Source organism: Streptomyces spirodelae, from assembly GCF_017676385.1.
Classification (GTDB): domain Bacteria; phylum Actinomycetota; class Actinomycetes; order Streptomycetales; family Streptomycetaceae; genus Streptomyces; species Streptomyces spirodelae.
Window position 1 is genome coordinate 49333 of sequence record NZ_JAFFZN010000021.1, and the last position, 16281, is coordinate 65613.

General features: G+C 72.6%; 14 protein-coding genes. 6 read left to right on the forward strand and 8 right to left on the reverse strand.

Going from position 1 to position 16281, the window contains the following annotated elements; all coding sequences use genetic code 11:
* Positions 1 to 74: 74 nt before the first annotated feature.
* From JW592_RS21700 to pyk, 4 genes are all read left to right on the forward strand, one after another.
* A complete protein-coding gene (locus tag JW592_RS21700; protein ID WP_209266867.1) occupies positions 75 to 1799 on the forward strand; it encodes a pyridoxal phosphate-dependent decarboxylase family protein in 1725 nt (574 codons plus the stop codon).
* Positions 1796 to 3238, forward strand: coding sequence for a lysine N(6)-hydroxylase/L-ornithine N(5)-oxygenase family protein (locus JW592_RS21705; protein WP_209266868.1), 1443 nt, complete (start codon positions 1796 to 1798; stop codon positions 3236 to 3238). Before JW592_RS21700 ends, JW592_RS21705 begins: the two co-directional genes overlap by 4 nt.
* On the forward strand, positions 3235 to 3972 hold the full coding sequence (locus JW592_RS21710; protein WP_209266869.1) for an SIMPL domain-containing protein: 738 nt from the start codon (positions 3235 to 3237) through the stop codon (positions 3970 to 3972). Before JW592_RS21705 ends, JW592_RS21710 begins: the two co-directional genes overlap by 4 nt.
* A 198-nt stretch (positions 3973 to 4170) precedes the next feature.
* The gene (gene pyk / locus JW592_RS21715) at positions 4171 to 5598 is read left to right on the forward strand and encodes a pyruvate kinase (protein ID WP_209266870.1); all 1428 of its coding nucleotides are present in this window, start codon (positions 4171 to 4173) and stop codon (positions 5596 to 5598) included.
* Between the two features lie 121 nt (positions 5599 to 5719).
* Here the strand turns inward: pyk and JW592_RS21720 are convergent, their stop codons facing one another.
* From JW592_RS21720 to JW592_RS21740, 5 genes are all read right to left on the reverse strand, one after another.
* Positions 5720 to 6043, reverse strand: coding sequence for a chorismate mutase (locus JW592_RS21720; protein WP_209266871.1), 324 nt, complete (start codon positions 6041 to 6043; stop codon positions 5720 to 5722).
* Positions 6044 to 6052: 9 nt separating this feature from the next.
* Positions 6053 to 6931 (reverse strand): helix-turn-helix domain-containing protein, encoded by an 879-nt coding sequence (locus JW592_RS21725; RefSeq protein ID WP_209266954.1) that lies wholly within the window; start codon positions 6929 to 6931, stop codon positions 6053 to 6055.
* Between the two features lie 112 nt (positions 6932 to 7043).
* The gene (locus JW592_RS21730) at positions 7044 to 10127 is read right to left on the reverse strand and encodes an endo-alpha-N-acetylgalactosaminidase family protein (protein ID WP_307805496.1); all 3084 of its coding nucleotides are present in this window, start codon (positions 10125 to 10127) and stop codon (positions 7044 to 7046) included.
* Between the two features lie 242 nt (positions 10128 to 10369).
* Positions 10370 to 11326 (reverse strand): Ppx/GppA family phosphatase, encoded by a 957-nt coding sequence (locus JW592_RS21735; RefSeq protein ID WP_209266873.1) that lies wholly within the window; start codon positions 11324 to 11326, stop codon positions 10370 to 10372.
* A gap of 116 nt (positions 11327 to 11442) precedes the next feature.
* Positions 11443 to 11739: a hypothetical protein gene (locus JW592_RS21740; protein WP_209266874.1), complete on the reverse strand. Its 297-nt coding sequence runs from the start codon at positions 11737 to 11739 to the stop codon at positions 11443 to 11445.
* A 287-nt stretch (positions 11740 to 12026) separates the two neighbouring features.
* On the opposite strand from JW592_RS21740, the gene JW592_RS21745 reads away from it, so the two are divergent.
* Positions 12027 to 12914: a hypothetical protein gene (locus JW592_RS21745; protein WP_209266875.1), complete on the forward strand. Its 888-nt coding sequence runs from the start codon at positions 12027 to 12029 to the stop codon at positions 12912 to 12914.
* A 64-nt stretch (positions 12915 to 12978) separates the two neighbouring features.
* Entirely contained in the window at positions 12979 to 13443 is a 465-nt protein-coding gene (locus tag JW592_RS21750) for a PPOX class F420-dependent oxidoreductase (protein ID WP_209266876.1), read from the forward strand.
* A gap of 36 nt (positions 13444 to 13479) precedes the next feature.
* Here the strand turns inward: JW592_RS21750 and JW592_RS21755 are convergent, their stop codons facing one another.
* From JW592_RS21755 to JW592_RS21765, 3 genes are read right to left on the reverse strand one after another with little or no spacing between them, the layout of a single operon-like run.
* Positions 13480 to 14463 carry a carbohydrate kinase family protein gene (locus tag JW592_RS21755; protein ID WP_209266877.1) on the reverse strand — a complete coding sequence of 328 codons (984 nt, stop codon included), beginning with the start codon at positions 14461 to 14463 and terminating at the stop codon, positions 13480 to 13482.
* On the reverse strand, positions 14454 to 14924 hold the full coding sequence (locus tag JW592_RS21760; protein WP_307805497.1) for an SCP2 sterol-binding domain-containing protein: 471 nt from the start codon (positions 14922 to 14924) through the stop codon (positions 14454 to 14456). Before JW592_RS21760 ends, JW592_RS21755 begins: the two co-directional genes overlap by 10 nt.
* A complete protein-coding gene (locus tag JW592_RS21765) occupies positions 14921 to 16183 on the reverse strand; it encodes an NAD(P)-binding domain-containing protein (protein WP_209266878.1) in 1263 nt (420 codons plus the stop codon). The genes JW592_RS21760 and JW592_RS21765 overlap by 4 nt, the downstream gene beginning before the upstream one ends.
* Positions 16184 to 16281 lie beyond the last annotated feature (98 nt).

Below are 16281 nucleotides of genomic sequence, written 5' to 3' on the forward strand. Positions count from 1 at the left end.
ACGGCCCCTAAGTTAGGTCGCCCTAACCAGCCGTGGCCGCCGCTGTGTCCGGCCGCCGTGACGAGGGAGCCGCCATGTCCGCGTTCACCGTCGATGGTCTGCAGGAGCCCGCCCCAGGCCCGGAGGGGAGGGCGGGGCCTGGCCCTGGGCCGCAAACGAGCGCGGAGGCGGACACCGGAACAGGCACGGAAACGGGCGCGGAAACGGGCGCGGGGGTGGCGCCGGATGCGGGCCGGCTGCTGGCGGGCGGGGCCGCCGGGCCGGCAGCGCTGCGTCCGCTGCTGGGCACGGTGGTGGGGGCGTTGTCGCGGGGCGCGCTGGAGCGCGGCGGGCCGCTGCCGCCGGGCGGCCCCGAGGCGGTGGCCGAGCGGGTGCGGGAGGCGCTCGGCGCGGTGCTGCCGGAGCGGGGCGTGGGCGCCTCGGAGGCACTGGATGTGCTGGTCGGCGCAGTGGCGCGGGGAGCGGCTGATCCGGCGGAGCCGCTGTGCGCCGCGCATCTGCACTGTCCGCCGCTGGCGGTGGCGGCTGCCGCTGATCTGGCGGCCAGTGCGCTCAACCCGTCGCTGGACTCGTGGGACCAGGCACCCGCCGCTTCGGAGGTGGAGCTGCTGGTGTGCCGCGCGCTGGCGCGGCTGGTGTTTCCGCAGTCCGGGCCCGAGGGAAGCGGGGAGGCCGCGGCGGGCGCGGGGCCGGACGCGCTGGTGACGGCCGGTGGTACGGAGGCCAATCAGCTCGCTGTGCTGCTGGCCCGGGAGGGGGTCGGGGCCGGTGGGTGCAGTGACCGGGTGCGGCTGGTGTGCGGCTCCAACGCGCATCACAGCGTGCACCGTGCGGCGTGGCTGCTCGGGGTGGAGCCGCCGCTGGTGGTGCCGACGCCGCGCGGGGTGCTGGACCCGGCGGCGCTCGAGACGGCGCTGGATGATCTGTCCGCGCGCGCCGACGGTTCGGGGGCGCGGGCCGTGCCGCTGGTGGTGGCGACCGCGGGGACGACGGACACCGGTGCGGTCGATCCGTTGCCGCGCCTGGCCGAGGTGGCGCACCGTCATGGCGCCCGGCTGCACGTGGACGCGGCCTACGGCGGTCCGCTGCTGTTCAGTGCGGCGCTGCGGGGACGGCTGGCGGGGGTTGAGCTCGCGGACAGCGTGACGTTCGATCTGCACAAGCTGGGCTGGCAGCCGGTCGCCGCCGGTTTTCTGGCCGTCCCTCGGGGTTCGGCGCTGCGGGCGCTCGACCACCGTGCCGACTATCTCAATGCCGACGACGACATCGAGGCGGGCCTGCCCGATCTGCTGGGGCGGTCGCTGCGCACCACCCGGCGCCCGGATGTGCTGAAGGTGGCCGTGGCGCTGCGGGCGCTGGGGCGAGCGGGGATGGCCCGGCTGGTGGAGCGCACGTGTGCGGCGGCGGTGGAGCTGGCCGAACGGGTGGCGCGGGACGAGCGGTTCGAGCTGTATGCGCGCCCGGCGATCTCCACGGTGGTGTTCCGCCCGGCGGGTGGCGGTGACGCATTGGTGGCACGGGTGCGGCGGCTGTTGCTGGAGCGCGGGCAGGTGGTGCTGGGCCGGGCCGCGCTGGAGGGCCGGCTGTGGTGGAAGGTGACGCTGCTCAACCCGGCGGTGCGGGGCAGCGACCTGGCCGCTCTGCTCAAGCTCGTCGCGGAGGCGGCCTCGGAGGCGGCCGCACAGACGGCCGCACAGACGGCCGCGCAGACGGCCGCGCAGACGGCGCGTGCCGAGGCGGCGGGAGCGGAGGCATGGAGAGAGGCAACGGGACCGGTATGCGAGGGAGCGGGCACATGAGTGATGTCGAGGGCACGCGCGCTGCGGCCGCCGAGGCGGCCGAACCGCTGGACCTGGTGGGTGTCGGGATCGGCCCGTTCAACCTCTCGCTGGCGGCGCTCGGGGACGGAGTGCCGGGCCTGCGGTGCGCGTTCTACGAGCAGCGGCCCGCCTTCCGGTGGCATCCGGGACTGCTGATCGAGGGGGCGACGCTGCAGGTGCCGTTCCTGGCGGATCTGGTGACGCTGGCGGACCCGGCGAGCCCGTGGTCGTTCCTGCGGTTCCTGCGGGAGCGCGAGCGGCTGTTCCCGTTCTACTTCGCCGAGCGGTTCCACATCGAGCGGGCCGAGTACGACGCCTACTGCCGGTGGGTGAGCGAGGGCGTTCCGGGACTGCACTTCGGGCACCAGGTGGACGCGGTGCGCTGGAACGCCGAACGGGGGCTGTTCGAGGTCGACTTCACGCAGCTGGACGCGCACGGTGAGGCGGAGGCGCTGGGCCGGTCGTACGCGCGCAATGTGGTGCTGGGGATCGGTACGGCGCCGTATGTGCCGCAGGCGCTGCGGCCGCTGGCCGAGTCGCCGTCGGTTCCGGTCCACCACTCGTCGGAGTATCTGGAGCGGCGCGAGGAGCTGTTGGCCGCGGGACATGTGACGGTGGTCGGCTCGGGCCAGTCGGGCGCCGAGGTGTTCCTGGATCTGCTGCGCGGGCGCCCGGTGGGGCGCGAGCGGCTGCACTGGCTGACGCGCAGCGCCGCGTTCGCTCCGATGGAGTACAGCAAGCTGGGGCTGGAGCACTTCACTCCGGACTACACCCGCTACTTCCACGCCCTGCCGGAGCGGGTGCGGGACGGGCTGCTGCCGCGCCAGTGGCAGCTGCACAAGGCGGTGGACGCCGAGACGCTGGCGGCGGTGCACGACGAGCTGTACCGCAGATCGCTGCTGCTGGACACCGGCGCGGCGGAGGGCGACGGCGGCTCGTGGCCGGACGTGGTGCTCACTCCCGGGGTGCGGGTGCGCGCGGCGGGGCGGGGCGGCGGGTCACGCCTGGAGCTGCATCTCGAGCACGCCGAGCAGCAGGAGCGCGGGGTGCTGACGACGGATGCGGTGGTGCTGGCGACGGGGTACGCCGAGCGCCCGGCGGACGGGATGCTGACGGCGCTGGACCCGTATCTGCGGCGGGACGCCTCGCGGCGTCCGGTGGTGGACGAGGAGTACCGGCTGGTGCTGGATCGGGCGGTGGCCGGCGCGGTGTTCGTGCAGAACGGGGAACGGCACACGCACGGGGTGGGGGCGCCCGATCTGGGACTGGCAGCGCACCGCAGCGCGGTGATCCTCAACGCGGTGACGGGACGGGAGTGTTACCCACTGCCACGGCGTACGGCCTTCACCCGTTTCGGGCTCGGGGCGCAGCGGTCGGGGGCTTCGGCGGCTGGGCGGTCTGCCACAGTTGGCGTATGACGCAGATACCCGATGAAGCGCCGCCGTCCTCCCCTCCGCTGCCCGACGGTCCGGGCGCCGTGCCCTACGGCACGCCTGACGCGCCGCGGGTGGCGGTGCGCGGGGAGGCGACCTTGGAGTTCGATCCGGAGTACGCGCGGATCGAGATCTCGGTCTCCGCGCGCGGGACGGACCGGCGCGCCGCGCTGGAGGACCTGACGCAGCGCAACGCGAGTGCGCTGGAGTTGGTCAAGAGCTACGGCGATGCCGTGCGGAAGCTTTCGACGGGGACGTTCAGTGTGCAGCCCCGGATGCGGGACGGTAAGCGGGAGCGGGTGCACGCTTATGACGGGCGGGTGCGGCTGAATGCGACGGTCACGGATTTCACGGTGCTGGGCGAATTGACCACGCGGCTCGCCGATCTGGAGCTGACCGAGGTGCGGGGTCCGTGGTGGGGGCTGTGGCGGAACTCGGAGGCGCACCGTACGGCGCGGCAGCAGGCGGTGCGGGAGGCGGTGACGCGCGCCCGGGAGTACGTGGAGGCGCTGGGGGCCCGCCTGGTGGCGCTGGTGGAGCTGGCGGATCTGGGCGCCGAGGTCAGCACCCCGCCACCGCCGTATCCGGCAGCGCCCGGAGGTGTGAGGTACGGCAGGGCGGCCGGGCCGCCTCCGGAGCTGGATCTGGAGCCGCAGTCGCAGACGGTGTCCGCTCAGGTGAATGCGCGATTCGTGATGAGTCCGCCGCAGCTGGACTGATCCGCAAGGAGGACGCGAGGGCGTCGCGCTGTTCCGTCTCATTCGGCGAGACGGAACAGCCCCGGGGTGCGCTCATCCGAGCAAATCGCTGCCCACTTTATTAGTTGTCCTCGGGATTGAATGGCTTTTCGGTAAAGGCCGGTTGGACAATTGTCCGGCAGCGGTTCTTTACGCGCCGGTAAGTCTTAGGCTCAGGCCATGCGCCGAGCAAAAATCGTCAGCACCCTGGGCCCGTCCACCGACTCGTACGAGCAGATCAAGACGCTCGTGGAGGCCGGAATGGATGTCGCCCGGTTCAACATGAGCCATGGCACGCACGCCGAGCACAAGGAGCGCTACCACCGGGTGCGCGCCGCCTCGGAGGAGACGAAGCGCAGCGTGGGGGTGCTCGCGGACCTTCAAGGCCCGAAGATCCGGCTGGGCCGTTTCCGGGAGGGGCCTGTACTCCTTGAACGGGGCGACGAGTTCGCGATCACCGTGGAGGACCGGGAGGGTGACCGCGCGATGTGCGGCACCACCTACCCGGGCCTCGCCGCCGACGTGACCGCGGGCGAGCGCATCCTGGTGGACGACGGACGGGTCACCCTGGAAGTCACCCGCGTCGAGGGCTCCGTGGTGCACACGATGGTCATCGAGGGCGGCATGGTCTCCGACCACAAGGGCCTCAACCTGCCGGGCGTCGCCGTGTCGGTGCCCGCGCTGTCCGAGAAGGACGTCGAGGACCTGCGGTGGGCGCTGCGCATGGGCGCGGACATGATCGCGCTGTCGTTCGTGCGCAGCGGGCACGACATCAAGGAGGTCCACCGCGTCATGGCGGAGGAGGGCCGCTATCTGCCCGTCCTCGCCAAGCTGGAGAAGCCGCAGGCGGTGGCGAACCTGGAGTCGATCGTGGACGCCTTCGACGGCGTCATGGTCGCCCGCGGCGACCTGGGCGTGGAGATGCCGCTGGAGCAGGTGCCGCTGGTGCAGAAGCGGGCCATCAAGCTGTGCCGGCGCAACGCCAAGCCGGTGATCGTGGCCACTCAGATGCTGGACTCGATGATCGACGCCTCCCGCCCCACCCGGGCCGAGGCGTCCGACGTCGCCAACGCGGTGATGGACGGCACGGACGCGGTGATGCTCTCCGGCGAGACCAGCGTGGGCAAGTACCCGATCGAGACGGTGCGCACGATGAGCCGGATCGTGGAGGCCGCCGAGGAGGACGTGCTCGCCAAGGGCCTGCCGCCGCTGACGCAGAGCAGCAAGCCGCGTACCCAGGGCGGTGCGGTGGCCCGCGCCGCCGCCGAGATGGGGGACTTCCTGGGCGCCAAGTACCTGGTGGCCTTCACCCAGTCCGGCGACACGGTCCGCCGGCTGTCCCGCTACCGCTCCCCCATCCCCGTGCTGGCCTTCACCCCGGACCCGGCGACCCGCTCGCAGCTCAACCTCACCTGGGGCGTGGAGACCTTCCTCGGCCCGATGGTGCAGACCACGGACGAGATGGTGGACCAGGTGGACGAGATGCTGCTGAAGCTTGGCCGCTGCGAGCGGGGTGACCTGGTCATCATCACCGCCGGCTCGCCGCCCGGCGTCCCCGGCTCGACCAACCTGGTGCGGGTGCACCGGCTGGGCGAGGAGGACTCCTGAGTCCGCTCGGCGGATGAGCGGGCTGCGTGGATGCGTAAGCTCCGCGGATGAGCACGCCCTGCGGATGAGCACGCCACGCGGATGACCGGCCCGGGCCGTTCGGCGGCCCGGGCCGGTGGCGTCACTTCCCGGCCGCGCCGGCGATCTGCTCGTGGTGGCGGATGACCTCCGCGATGATGAAGTTCAGCAGCTTCTCGGCGAAGGCCGGGTCCAGTTTGGCGTCCTGGGCGAGTTCGCGCAGGCGGGCGATCTGCCGGGCCTCGCGGTCCGGGTCGGCCGGGGGCAGGTCGTGGTCGGCCTTGAGACGGCCGACGCGCTGGGTGCACTTGAAGCGCTCGGCGAGCATGTGCACCACAGCCGCATCGATGTTGTCGATGCTGTCGCGCAGCGCGGTCAGCTCCGCGCGTACGGACTCGTCGGGCTGCTGGATGTCGCTGCTGGTCATCGCCCGACCTTATCCGCTGAGGCGGCTGCATGGGATGGTCGGCGGGTGGTCCGGGTCGGGGACGCGGCCGGCGTAGCCGCCGGGGACCTTGCGGGACTGGGTGGCGCGGAAGTGCACGGGCGGGGTGCCCACCCGGCGGGTGAAGAGGCGGGAGAAGTAGGCCGGGTCGTCGTAGCCGACGCGCCGGGCCACGGTCGAGACGGGCAGATCTGTGCCGGCCAGCAGTTCCTTGGCGCGGCCCAGCCGGATGCCCAGCAGATAGTCCTTGGGGCTGCACCCCGCGCTGCGGCGTACGGCGGCGCGCAGCTCGGCCGGGGTCATTCCGTGCCGCGCCGCGTGGTCGGCGACCGAGAGCGGGAGGAAGGCGTCGCGGGCGAGGGCCTCCAGTACCGGGGCGCCGTCGGCCGTGGTGTCGGCGCGGGCCCGGCGCAGCGCGACGAGGAGTTCGTGGACGGCGGCCGCCGCCTCCACCTCCAGCAGCGGGTTGCCGGGGCGGGCCGCGCGAGCGACCCGGGCGATGGCCGTGCGGGCCGGGCCGGCGTCGGTGAGAGGGACCAGGGGCCGGTCCGGCTGGATGCAGCCCAGCTCGGTGTAGGCGGTCACGGCGGAGCCGGTGAAGTCGACGAAGCTCTCGTCCCAGCCCTCCTCGGCGTCGGCGCCGAAGTGGTGCCTGACCCCCGGGACGAGCCACAGCAGCGCGGGGGCCACCACAGCGCGACGGCGGCCTTCGGGGTCGGTGTACCAGCCGCGGCCGGCGCTGACGACGACGGCGACGTGGTGGTCGAGGACGCGCGGGCCGACCGGGGGCAGCGCGCCGTGCTGCATGCCGACGCCGAGACAGACCAGGCCGAGCCTGTGGTGCACGGGGCCCGGGGTGAAGTACCGCATCCAGGACTGGTACCGGTGCTCGGCCACCGAGGCACGCTCCCCTCGTTCGTTCCGGGCAGCAGCGTACGGTGATCACCCCGGCCGGGTCACCGGGGCGGGCGCCGGTTGACGCCTATTGTCCGGCACCTCGGTCACCGTGTTCCGGCACCTCGGTCACCGTGAAGGTGTCCAGTACGAACTCGGCCTTGCCGTCGTCGCCCACCTTGCGCAGTCCTACCCATGCCTCGCCGTTCCGCGGCGCTGTGAACTCATAGGTGTGGGTGGCGGGTTCGGTCGCCACCGGGAGCGGGGTGCGCTCCAGCTCCCGCGCGGCGGGCTCGTCCACGCCGGTGACCCAGGCGTACTGGCCGGCCTTCTCGTTCTCGTACCGGAAGGAGACCCGGTAGGTCCTCCCCGGCTCGAAGCGGACGGTGTGCGGCACGGTGCGGTGAACCAGGCCGGTGTTCTCGCCGCGGGACTTGAGGGACTCGCTGCCGTCGATGACGTCGTCGACGGCCTTGCCGTTCCAGCCGCGCTGGGTGTAGGGCGCGTGCCGCTGGGCGATATGGGTGCGCGGATCGGTTGAGCCGCCCGCGTCGCCCTTGACGAACGGGCCCCAGCCGTGCGGCACGTGCTCGAAGTCCTCGTGCACCAGCGCCCCGCGGCTGCCGGAGCGCGTGCCGGGGACGACGCGTACGTGGTCGAAGCGGACCGGTACCTCGCCCTTCCCCGCCGTGAGGGCGAGGGTGACCGGTCCGCCTCCCTCGGGCACGGTGAACCAGGTCGTCATCCGCTGGAACCGGGTGCCCTGCTTGAGGTCGGCGGCGACGTAGTTGGTGGCGGTGGAGGTTTCCGTCCAGTTCTCGGCGCTGACGCCGTCGGCGGTGCGGACGGTGAGCGCGGCGCGGCGCCGGTGTGCTGTCCGGGTGCCGACCTGGACCTGTACGGAGGCTGCGTAGGTGCCGGGCGCGAGGCGGGAGAGCCGCTGGCTGACGGAGGCCGCTCCGCCGGGCGCGAGGACCAGTTCGTTGTCGCCGCGCTCGCTCACCTCGACGCTCGCCGCGCCCTCGACGGTCCATGCCGCCAGGTCACCCGCGTGGAAGCCGGGGTCGGCCAGCGGGGTGCCCTCGCCCCAGCGGGGGTCGGGCGGCGCGGGAGCGGGGGCGCGGTAGAGGACGTAGGGCTGTCCGGGTTCGGCGGTCAGGGTGACCTTGCCGCCCGAGACGGTGACCTGCCGGGGTCTGCCGCGGCCCTGGGCGGTCAGCGGGTGGAGGTGGACCGTGCGCCCACCGGACCAGCCGGCGGGCAGCCGCCAGGTCGTGCGTCCACCGCGCGGGTTGAAGTGGTAGAGCTTCGGCGGGTCGGTGGCCTTGCGGGGCTCCCAGGGCAGCAGGTAGGCGCCGTCCTCGTAGACCAGCCGGCCGTCGGTGGTGATGCGGCGCTTGCCGTCGGTGTCGGTGACGGCGGTGGCCTCGGGGCCCTCGAAGGTGATCTCGTGCTCGGTCCAGGTGCGGATGGGCCTGGCCTGCAGGTACTTCGCCGGCAGGCTGTGGCTCCAGATCAGCCGGTAGAAGGCGTGCCAGTCGGTCTTGCCGCGCCAGCCCTCGTAGTTGCCCATCCGGGGCGCGCCCAGGAGGGTGGGCCACTTGTCGGCGAAGACGTCCTTCTGGTGGTTGCGCAGGAAACGGATGAGGCGGGAGTTGATGCCGCGCGAGGTGTCGGGGCCGTAGTCGGTCTCGGTCGCCCAGTGGGACCACAGCGCGGAGCGCTCCAGCCCGTGGCCCCACTCGGTGGTGACCTGCCAGCCCTGTTCGCGGAAGATCCGCTGGAGGCGGTCGGAGGTCCAGCCGGACTCGCGGAAGACGTCGATGTAGAGGGAGTTGAGGCCGTCGTCGGTGTCGTCGCGCAGGTTCCGCAGCCGGGTCGCGATGTCGCCGGAGACCAGGTCGCGGCGCTGGTCGATCCGGTAGGACTGGTCGAGCCAGTCCCACTGTTCGTTCGTCTTGTCGACGAGGGTCTCGGAGAAGGCGTGGGCGACCGGGTACGACTCGGTGGCGTTGAGGTGTACCGCGAAGTCGCAGTTCCACCGCTTGCCCCTGGACAGCAGGGTGTTGAGGTCGGCGAGGCCGCCCGCGCGCTCGTTGTAGTTGCCCGCGTAGTCGGGGTGCGCGGAGTCGTGACCCTCGGACTGGTAGCCCTTGAGCAGGGTGAACTGGCGCAGCCCGTCGGTCGCCAGGTGGATGCGCTTGACCTGGTCGAGGGTGGCCAGGAAGGGGTTGGTGGCCTGGCTGGCGAAGTTGAACGGGATGTGCGGCACGACCCGCAGATGCTGCTCATCGGCGCCGTGCGGGTCGACCATGATGTCGCGCATCGCGATGGCCGCGTCCTGCCAGTCGGCGACCCCGTCGCCGTTGCGGTCCCGGGTGACGACGACGGTGACGTACGGCAGCGGCTCGGTCTGGTCCGGCCCCGCGGTGGCGGCGCGGTAGGTCCACTGGCCGCACGTCAGCCGGGCGGCGACAGCGCCGTCCGCGGTGACGTTCTGCCGCCAGAGTCTGCCGTTCTCCCAGGCGGCGCCCTTGGTGCCGGCCGGTTTGTCGTAGCTGGTGTTGGTCTCCATCGCCGCTGCGAGGTCGCCGGTGGCGACGACCGCGTACGCGCAGCCCACCGGCTGGGGGTCGGGCTCGGTGGCACCGGTGAGCTCGACCAGGGTGTCACCGCTCGCGGCCTTGTCCAGCTCCACGCGGGCCGCGTACAGCACGGGCTCGGGCCGCTGGTCGGAGCGTACGGACAGGAAGGCCAGCTGTGGCAGCTGAAGCGTTCCGACGCGGCCGGTGGCGCTCTCCTCGATCCGGGTGACACGCCAGTGCACCTGGTCGTCCTCGGCCTCGATACGGACGGTCAGTTCGGTGCCGGTTCGCAGGGCGAGGGTGTAGGTGATGCCGCGGTTGTCGCCGCTCGGTTCGCTGCGTACCTCGGGGGTGTGTTCCTCACCGTCGATGAGGAGGGCGCGGACGGGGTCCTGCTGGGCGTGCAGGGTGGCACCCGTCTTCCGGTCGGTGTAGCCGACGATGCGGGGGAAGGCGGTGTCGACGGTGACGTCGAGCGCGCTGGTGCGCAGGGTGCGTACGCGGGGTGCCGCGCCCGCCGGTGCGGGGAGGGCGAGGCTGGTCAGTGCGGTTGCCGCACCGGCCGCCACCACCGTCCTGCGGGGCACGCCACGGGCTCCGGGAGGTTGCCCCGGTCCGCGGTGTGCGGTCAGCGGGTCGGCTGCGGTGGCTCGCTCCGTACCTCGCGCCCCTTCCGGCCGCGACTCGCGGTGCGGAGCTCGGGTCGTCTTCCGCTCGCCGCTCGCCATGGTTCCGCCTCCGCCCGGCTGTCGACCTCGGTCCGACGCCCAGCCTTGGCGAGCAGGCACGCGGCTGCCCATGGACAAGTGTGCGTGGTTGTTGGACTTCCTCACCCGTCCAGTTCGTCTTGTTCGAACCGCAGCGCCGCTTCCTGTTCGAGCTGCTGGATCAGCACGCCCTCGCGCAGCGCCCAGGGGCACAACGTCAGGGTCCGCAGGTCCAGCAGCTGCATGGTGGTGTGCGCGACGAGGGCGCCGGCCAGCGCCTGGCCGGCGCGGGCGGGCGAGATGCCGGGCAGGTCCGCGCGCTGCTCCGCGGGCAGCCGCGCCAGTCTGCCCAGCTCTTTTCGCAGCCTGCCCCGCTTCAGGTAGCGCGGGGTGAAGGGCCCCTCCCGGCCCGGCGGTGCCCCGCAGAGCCGGGCGAGCTGGTGCAGGGTGCGGGAGGTGGCCACCGCGGTGTGCGGCTGCTCCCAGCGGACGCGGGCTGTGACATCGCGCAGTTGGTGCCGTACCTGTCGCCGTACGGCGCGCAGCTGCTCGGGCGGTGGCGGGTCGGCGGTGCCGAAGTGCTCGCGGGTGAGCAGTCCGGCTCCCAGCGGGACGGAGACCGCCAGGTCCGGCACGCCGGAGCGGCCGAAGGCCACCTCGACCGAGCCGCCGCCGATGTCGAGCAGCACCATCGGTCCGGCCCGCCATCCCATCCAGCGGCGGGCCGCGAGGAAGGTCAGCTCGGCCTCCCGGCGCCCGGACATGATCGCGAGGTCCAGCCCGGAGTGTTTGCGTACGGTCTCCACGATCCGGGTGCGGTTGGGCGCCTCCCGAACGATCGCCGTGGCGAAGGCGGTCAGCCGGGTCACTCCCCAGGAGCGGGCCTCCTCGTCGGCCGCCGTGGCAGCCTCCGCCAACCGCTCCACCGCGTATTCGGGCAGTCGACCGTCGCCGTCCACGTCGTCGGCGAGCCGCAGCCGGTATTTGACGGTGTGCACGGGGAGCGGCACGGCGCCTTCGGCGTCGGCAATCTCCAGCCGTACGGTGTTCGAGCCGACGTCCAGGACACCCACCCGCAAGCCGAACCTCCCGCCGACAGCCGCTCCTTGGCTTCGCCTGCCCGTAGGACCCCTGGCCGGCACCTGGCCCGAGGAGTGTACGGGGGCCGCGGGCCGGTGCCCCGCGGCCGCGGCCGTCAGGCGGGGAGCACGCGTCCGGTCGCGTGCGCGCGAACGGTGTGGTGTCCGGGCCCGGCGGACCGGTGCCGCCCCATCACACAGCAGTTGTTCATCGCCTCCAGCCCGGTCCGCACATCGTCTCCGGCCAGCCCGGTGTGCTGGGCGATCCGTTCGACGGTGGGAGCCTGGGGCCGGGTGGCGCGGGTCAGTTCTCGGACAGCGGCGCGCACCTTCTCACGCAGCTCGCCGACCCGATGGGACGTGTGGACGCCCAGGGCGTGGTCGCGAACGTGACGGTGGCGTGCGGCGCACATAGGAACTCGCTCCTCCCGGTCTCGTGCATTCCCGGCAACCGCGGGAGGCGGCTCGGGTGACACACCCGGGGTGACCTTCGCGGTCACCTCCCGCGGATGTGCCTGTCCTCCCAAGCACCTGGCGTTTCGTATTACCGGCAGCACCGGCCGCGAAACCCTGATGATCCAACTTTTCGCGGACGACAAGAATCCGGCCCCCGGTGCCGTGGCGCCGGTGGAGGCTGTTGCCCGGCGAGGTGCCGGTGGCGGCGTTATCGTGGCGGTAGGCCGCGCGCTGGGGGTGTGGGATGGGTGGTTCGGTGGCTGACCCGGTGGAGCGGGGCTTTCCGCACCTGGAGACGGTGCGCGAGGCGATCACCGCGCTCTACCGGCGGATGTCGGCCGACTCGGTGCGGGGCTTCGACACCAGCGTGGCGCCCGGCGATGTGGCCTTCGCGGACGCGGACGACCTGTATCTGGGCGCGCAGCGTGTCGCGGGGGTGATGGTGCGGCATCTGCGGCTGCCCGAGGCACGGGTGATCGTCAGCTTCCGCGAGATGACACACGCGGCGAACGTCGAGCTGACGGCCGGCCCTGAGTACTTCGTCGAGCTGAACGCCCGCTTCAAACGCCACCGTCACGACATCGGCGCGGCTCTCGCCCACGAGGTCACCCATGTGTGGCTGCACCGTCTCGGCCTGGCGTTCGACGGCACCCGGGCCAACGAGATCCTCACCGACACCGCCGCCACCTACCTCGGCGCCGGATGGCTCCTGCTGGACGCGTTCCGGCAGGACGCCCTCACCTCGCAGAAGCTGGGCTACCTCACCCCCGAGGAGTTCGGCTATGTACTGGCCAAGCGGGCGCGGCTCTTCGGCGAGGACCCGGCGATCTGGTTCACCAGCCCGCAGGCGTACGAGGCATACGAGCGGGGGCGCAAGGTGGCCGACCGGGAGGAGGAGGTGCCGCCGCTGGCCGCCGCGCCGTGGCTGGAGCGGCGCCGCTATGTGCGGGACCGGCGGCACGGTGCCGGTCCCGGCGGCGCCGCGGGGTACGCCTTCGAGCACGGCGACGGCGCGGGACTGCGGGTTTCGTTCCCCTGCCCCACCTGCCGGGTACGGCTGCGGGTTCCCGTGCGGGGGCATGTGCGGGCGCGGTGCGGGCTGTGCGAGTCGGTCTGGCCGTGTGACACGTAGGTCGCTGCCGATAGGCCGTGGCCGGTGAGGGGTGTGTCGTGGCGGGGCGCGGTAGGTTCGGGGTATGGCTCCTTCGATCGCTACCAACACCCGGGTCGGACTCGATGAACTGCTGGAGTTCGTACGGCCCCGGCACCGGGCCATCCTGCTGACGCGGCGGGAGGACGGCACACCGCAGGCGTCACCGCTGACGTGCGGTGTCGACTCAGCGGGGCGGATCGTCATCGCGACGTACCCGGAGCGCGCCAAGACACACAACGCGCGCCGCGAGGCCGAGGTGAGCGTGCTGGTGCTGTCGGACGAGTGGAACGGGCCCTGGGTGCAGATCGACGGCCAGGCCGAGGTGCTGGATGTGCCGGAGGCGGTGGAGCCGCTGGTCGAGTACTACCGTGTCATCTCCGGCGAGCACCCCGACTGGGACGAGTACCGGTCGGCCATGCTCAAGCAGGGCAAGTCGCTGATCAGGGTCACCCCGCGCCGCTGGGGTCCCGTCGCCACGGGCGGCTTCCCAGCTCGGCTGGCCTCCTGAAGCGCAGGAGCCGGGCTTTCAGCAAGGGCACCCCTCTCACCGGGGCAGATGCCCGGCCAGCTCCCGTGCGGCCTCGGCGCCGTAGGCACCACGCAGGCGGGTCAGGAACTCATCCCGTTCCAGGGTGTAGGTCTGCGTACCGGTCACCTCCAGCGCCGTGGTGGCCAGGGCACCGCCCAGCTGGGCCGCACGCTGATGGCCGAGCCCCCGGGCGAGGCCCGCGAGAAAGCCCGCGCGGAAGGCGTCACCCGCACCGGTGGGATCGACGGCAGCGCCCGGCGCCAGTGGCACGGCCGCCACATCGACGGGGCAGACACCCACTTGCTCGATGTGCACCCCGCCGGCGCCCCTGGTCGTGACCCAGGTGCCGACACGGCCGAGGATCTGCTGCTCCGTCCAGCCGGTGCGCTCCTGGAGCAGCACCGCCTCGTACGCGTTGGTGAACAGATACGCGGGCCCGGCCAGCAGCGCCCTTACGCCGTCGCGGTCCAGCACGGCGAGCTGCTGGGAGATGTCGGCGGCGAACGGGAGGCCCAGCTCCGCGCATTCGCGGGTGTGGCGCAGCATCGCCTCGGGGTCGTCGGGCGCGACGACGACCAGGTCGAGGCCGCCGGTGCGCCTGGCCACCTCGTGCAGCGAGATGTCGCGGGCCTCGCTCATGGCGCCCGGGTAGAAGGAGCCGATCTGGTTGTGGTCGGCGTCGGTCGTGCAGACGAAGCGTGCGGTGTGCCGGCTGCTGCTGACGTGCACCGAGTCGGTGTCGACGCCGTGCTCCTTGAGCCACAGCTGGTAGTCCGACCAGTCGCTGCCCGCGGCACCGACCAGCACGGGGGTCAGTCCGAGCGCGCCGAGCCCGAAGGCGATGTTGGCCGCGACGCCGCCGCGCCGGATCTCCAGCTCTTCCACCAGGAAGGAGAGCGACACCGTGTGCAGGCTCTCGGGCAGCAGCTGTTCGCTGAAGCGGCCGGGGAACGTCATCAGGTGGTCCGTGGCGATCGAACCTGTCACGGCTATGCGCACGGGAACTCTCCTTGCTCGGAATCGGAGGCGGTGCCGGAGCCGGGCGGGCGGCCGCTGCGTGCGCCGAACCACTCGATCCAGTTCATCGCGAAGAACGCGTCGCCCGAGATCTTCAGCCGGCCGCTGACGAACGCGTCCGTGCCCTTGAGCTCGCCCACCGCCAGCGCCACCAGATCGGGCAGTGCCACGCCGATGGTGGCGTCGGGCGCGTGGTCGAGCGTCGCGGACGTGGCACAGGTGCCCTGGGCCACGGCGACATAGCGGTGGCGGACACCGAGCGGGGTGTCGATCTCGTAGTGGAAGACGCCGGAGGCCGGCGCGGCACGCTCGGGGCTGAAGCGGGCCCGGAACCACTCGAAGACCAGGTCGAGCAGCGCCTCCACCTCGTCGGGCGGGGGCGCGGCGGCGCTGGAGCGGGCGATGCTGCGCAGCTGGTGGAACATCGCTTCGGGCGCGGTCACGAAGCGGCTCCCGTACGCCCGCCGCCGACCGTGTGTTCCAGCAGCACGGAGGCGTCCTTGTCACCGTCGCCCGCCGCGCCGACGTCGGCGAAACGCTCCCGTACGGACTCCAGGACGGGCAGCGGCACCCCGGCGACCGCCGCGTCGCCGAGGGCGAGGCGCAGGTCCTTCTCCATCAGCGTGGAGCGGAAGAACGCCGGCTCGTAGCTGCCCTTGCGCATCAACTCGGCGCGGAAGCGCAGCACAACGGAGCTGAAGCCGCTCTCCGCGACGGAGGTCAGCAGCCGGTCCCGGTCGAGTCCCGCGGCCACACCGTAGGCGACCGCCTCGGCGAGGGAAGCCACCTGGGCGCCGAGCAGCAGGTTGAAGATGAGCTTGAGGGTGGCGGCGGTGCCGGGAGCTCCGAGGTGGACGACCTGCGCACCGAGGGTGTCCAGGATGTCCGCGACCCGGGCGATGTCCGCCTCGTCGCCGCTGGTGTAGACGCGCAGCTTGCCTTCGCGGGCCTGGAAGGGGTTGCCGACGACACATGCCTCCACCCGGCGCAGCCCGAGCCGGGCGAGCCGCCGCGCACAGGCGCGGGCGTACGCGGGCGAGACGGTCGAGGTGTCGATGACGACCGCGCCCGGCGCCAGCACCTCGGCCACCTGGCCGAACAGCACCTCTTCCACGGCCACCTCGTCGGCGAGGCTGAGCAGGACGACCGAGCGGCCCCTGGCTGCCTCGGCGGGGCTCGCGGCGACCGTGGCACCCGCCTCGGCCAGCGGCGCGGCCTTGGCGGCCGTGCGGTTGTGGACGGTCAGCGCGCACCCCGCGTCCAGGAGCCGGTGCGCCATGCCGCCACCCATGTTGCCCAGCCCGATGAAGGCCAGCGGTTCGGCGGGGGCGGAAGCCGTCGTGTCGGCCCCGGAGGCAGCGGCCTGGGACACGTCAGCCACGGACGCGGGTGGCACGTCGAACACCGTCTCGGTGACGACCATCTCGCCGCCCCGTCGGAACGGCTGGAGCCTGCGCCGGTTCTCGACGTGGGCCTCGCTCAGCTCGAACGCGCGGAAGGAGGGCTCGTCGGCCCAGTCGGTGAGCACGTAGTAGACGTTCTCGTCCTCGGCGGAACGCACCAGCGACTGGCCCCGGTTGGCGGGCTCGCGTGCGATACCGGTGGCCACCTGGCGCCAGGTGCGCTCGAACTCCTGCCGCCTGCCCGGGTGGATCTCCATCCGCAGCAGGACGCGGAACGGTGGCCGGGAGTCAGCTTCCATGGTGCGCGCCTCCAATGCGTGGGAACGCCCCTACGGTCACCATCCGCGCTCGACATCCGATCGAGCCACGCTCCGGACCCGGTCGGCGGGCGGCTGCG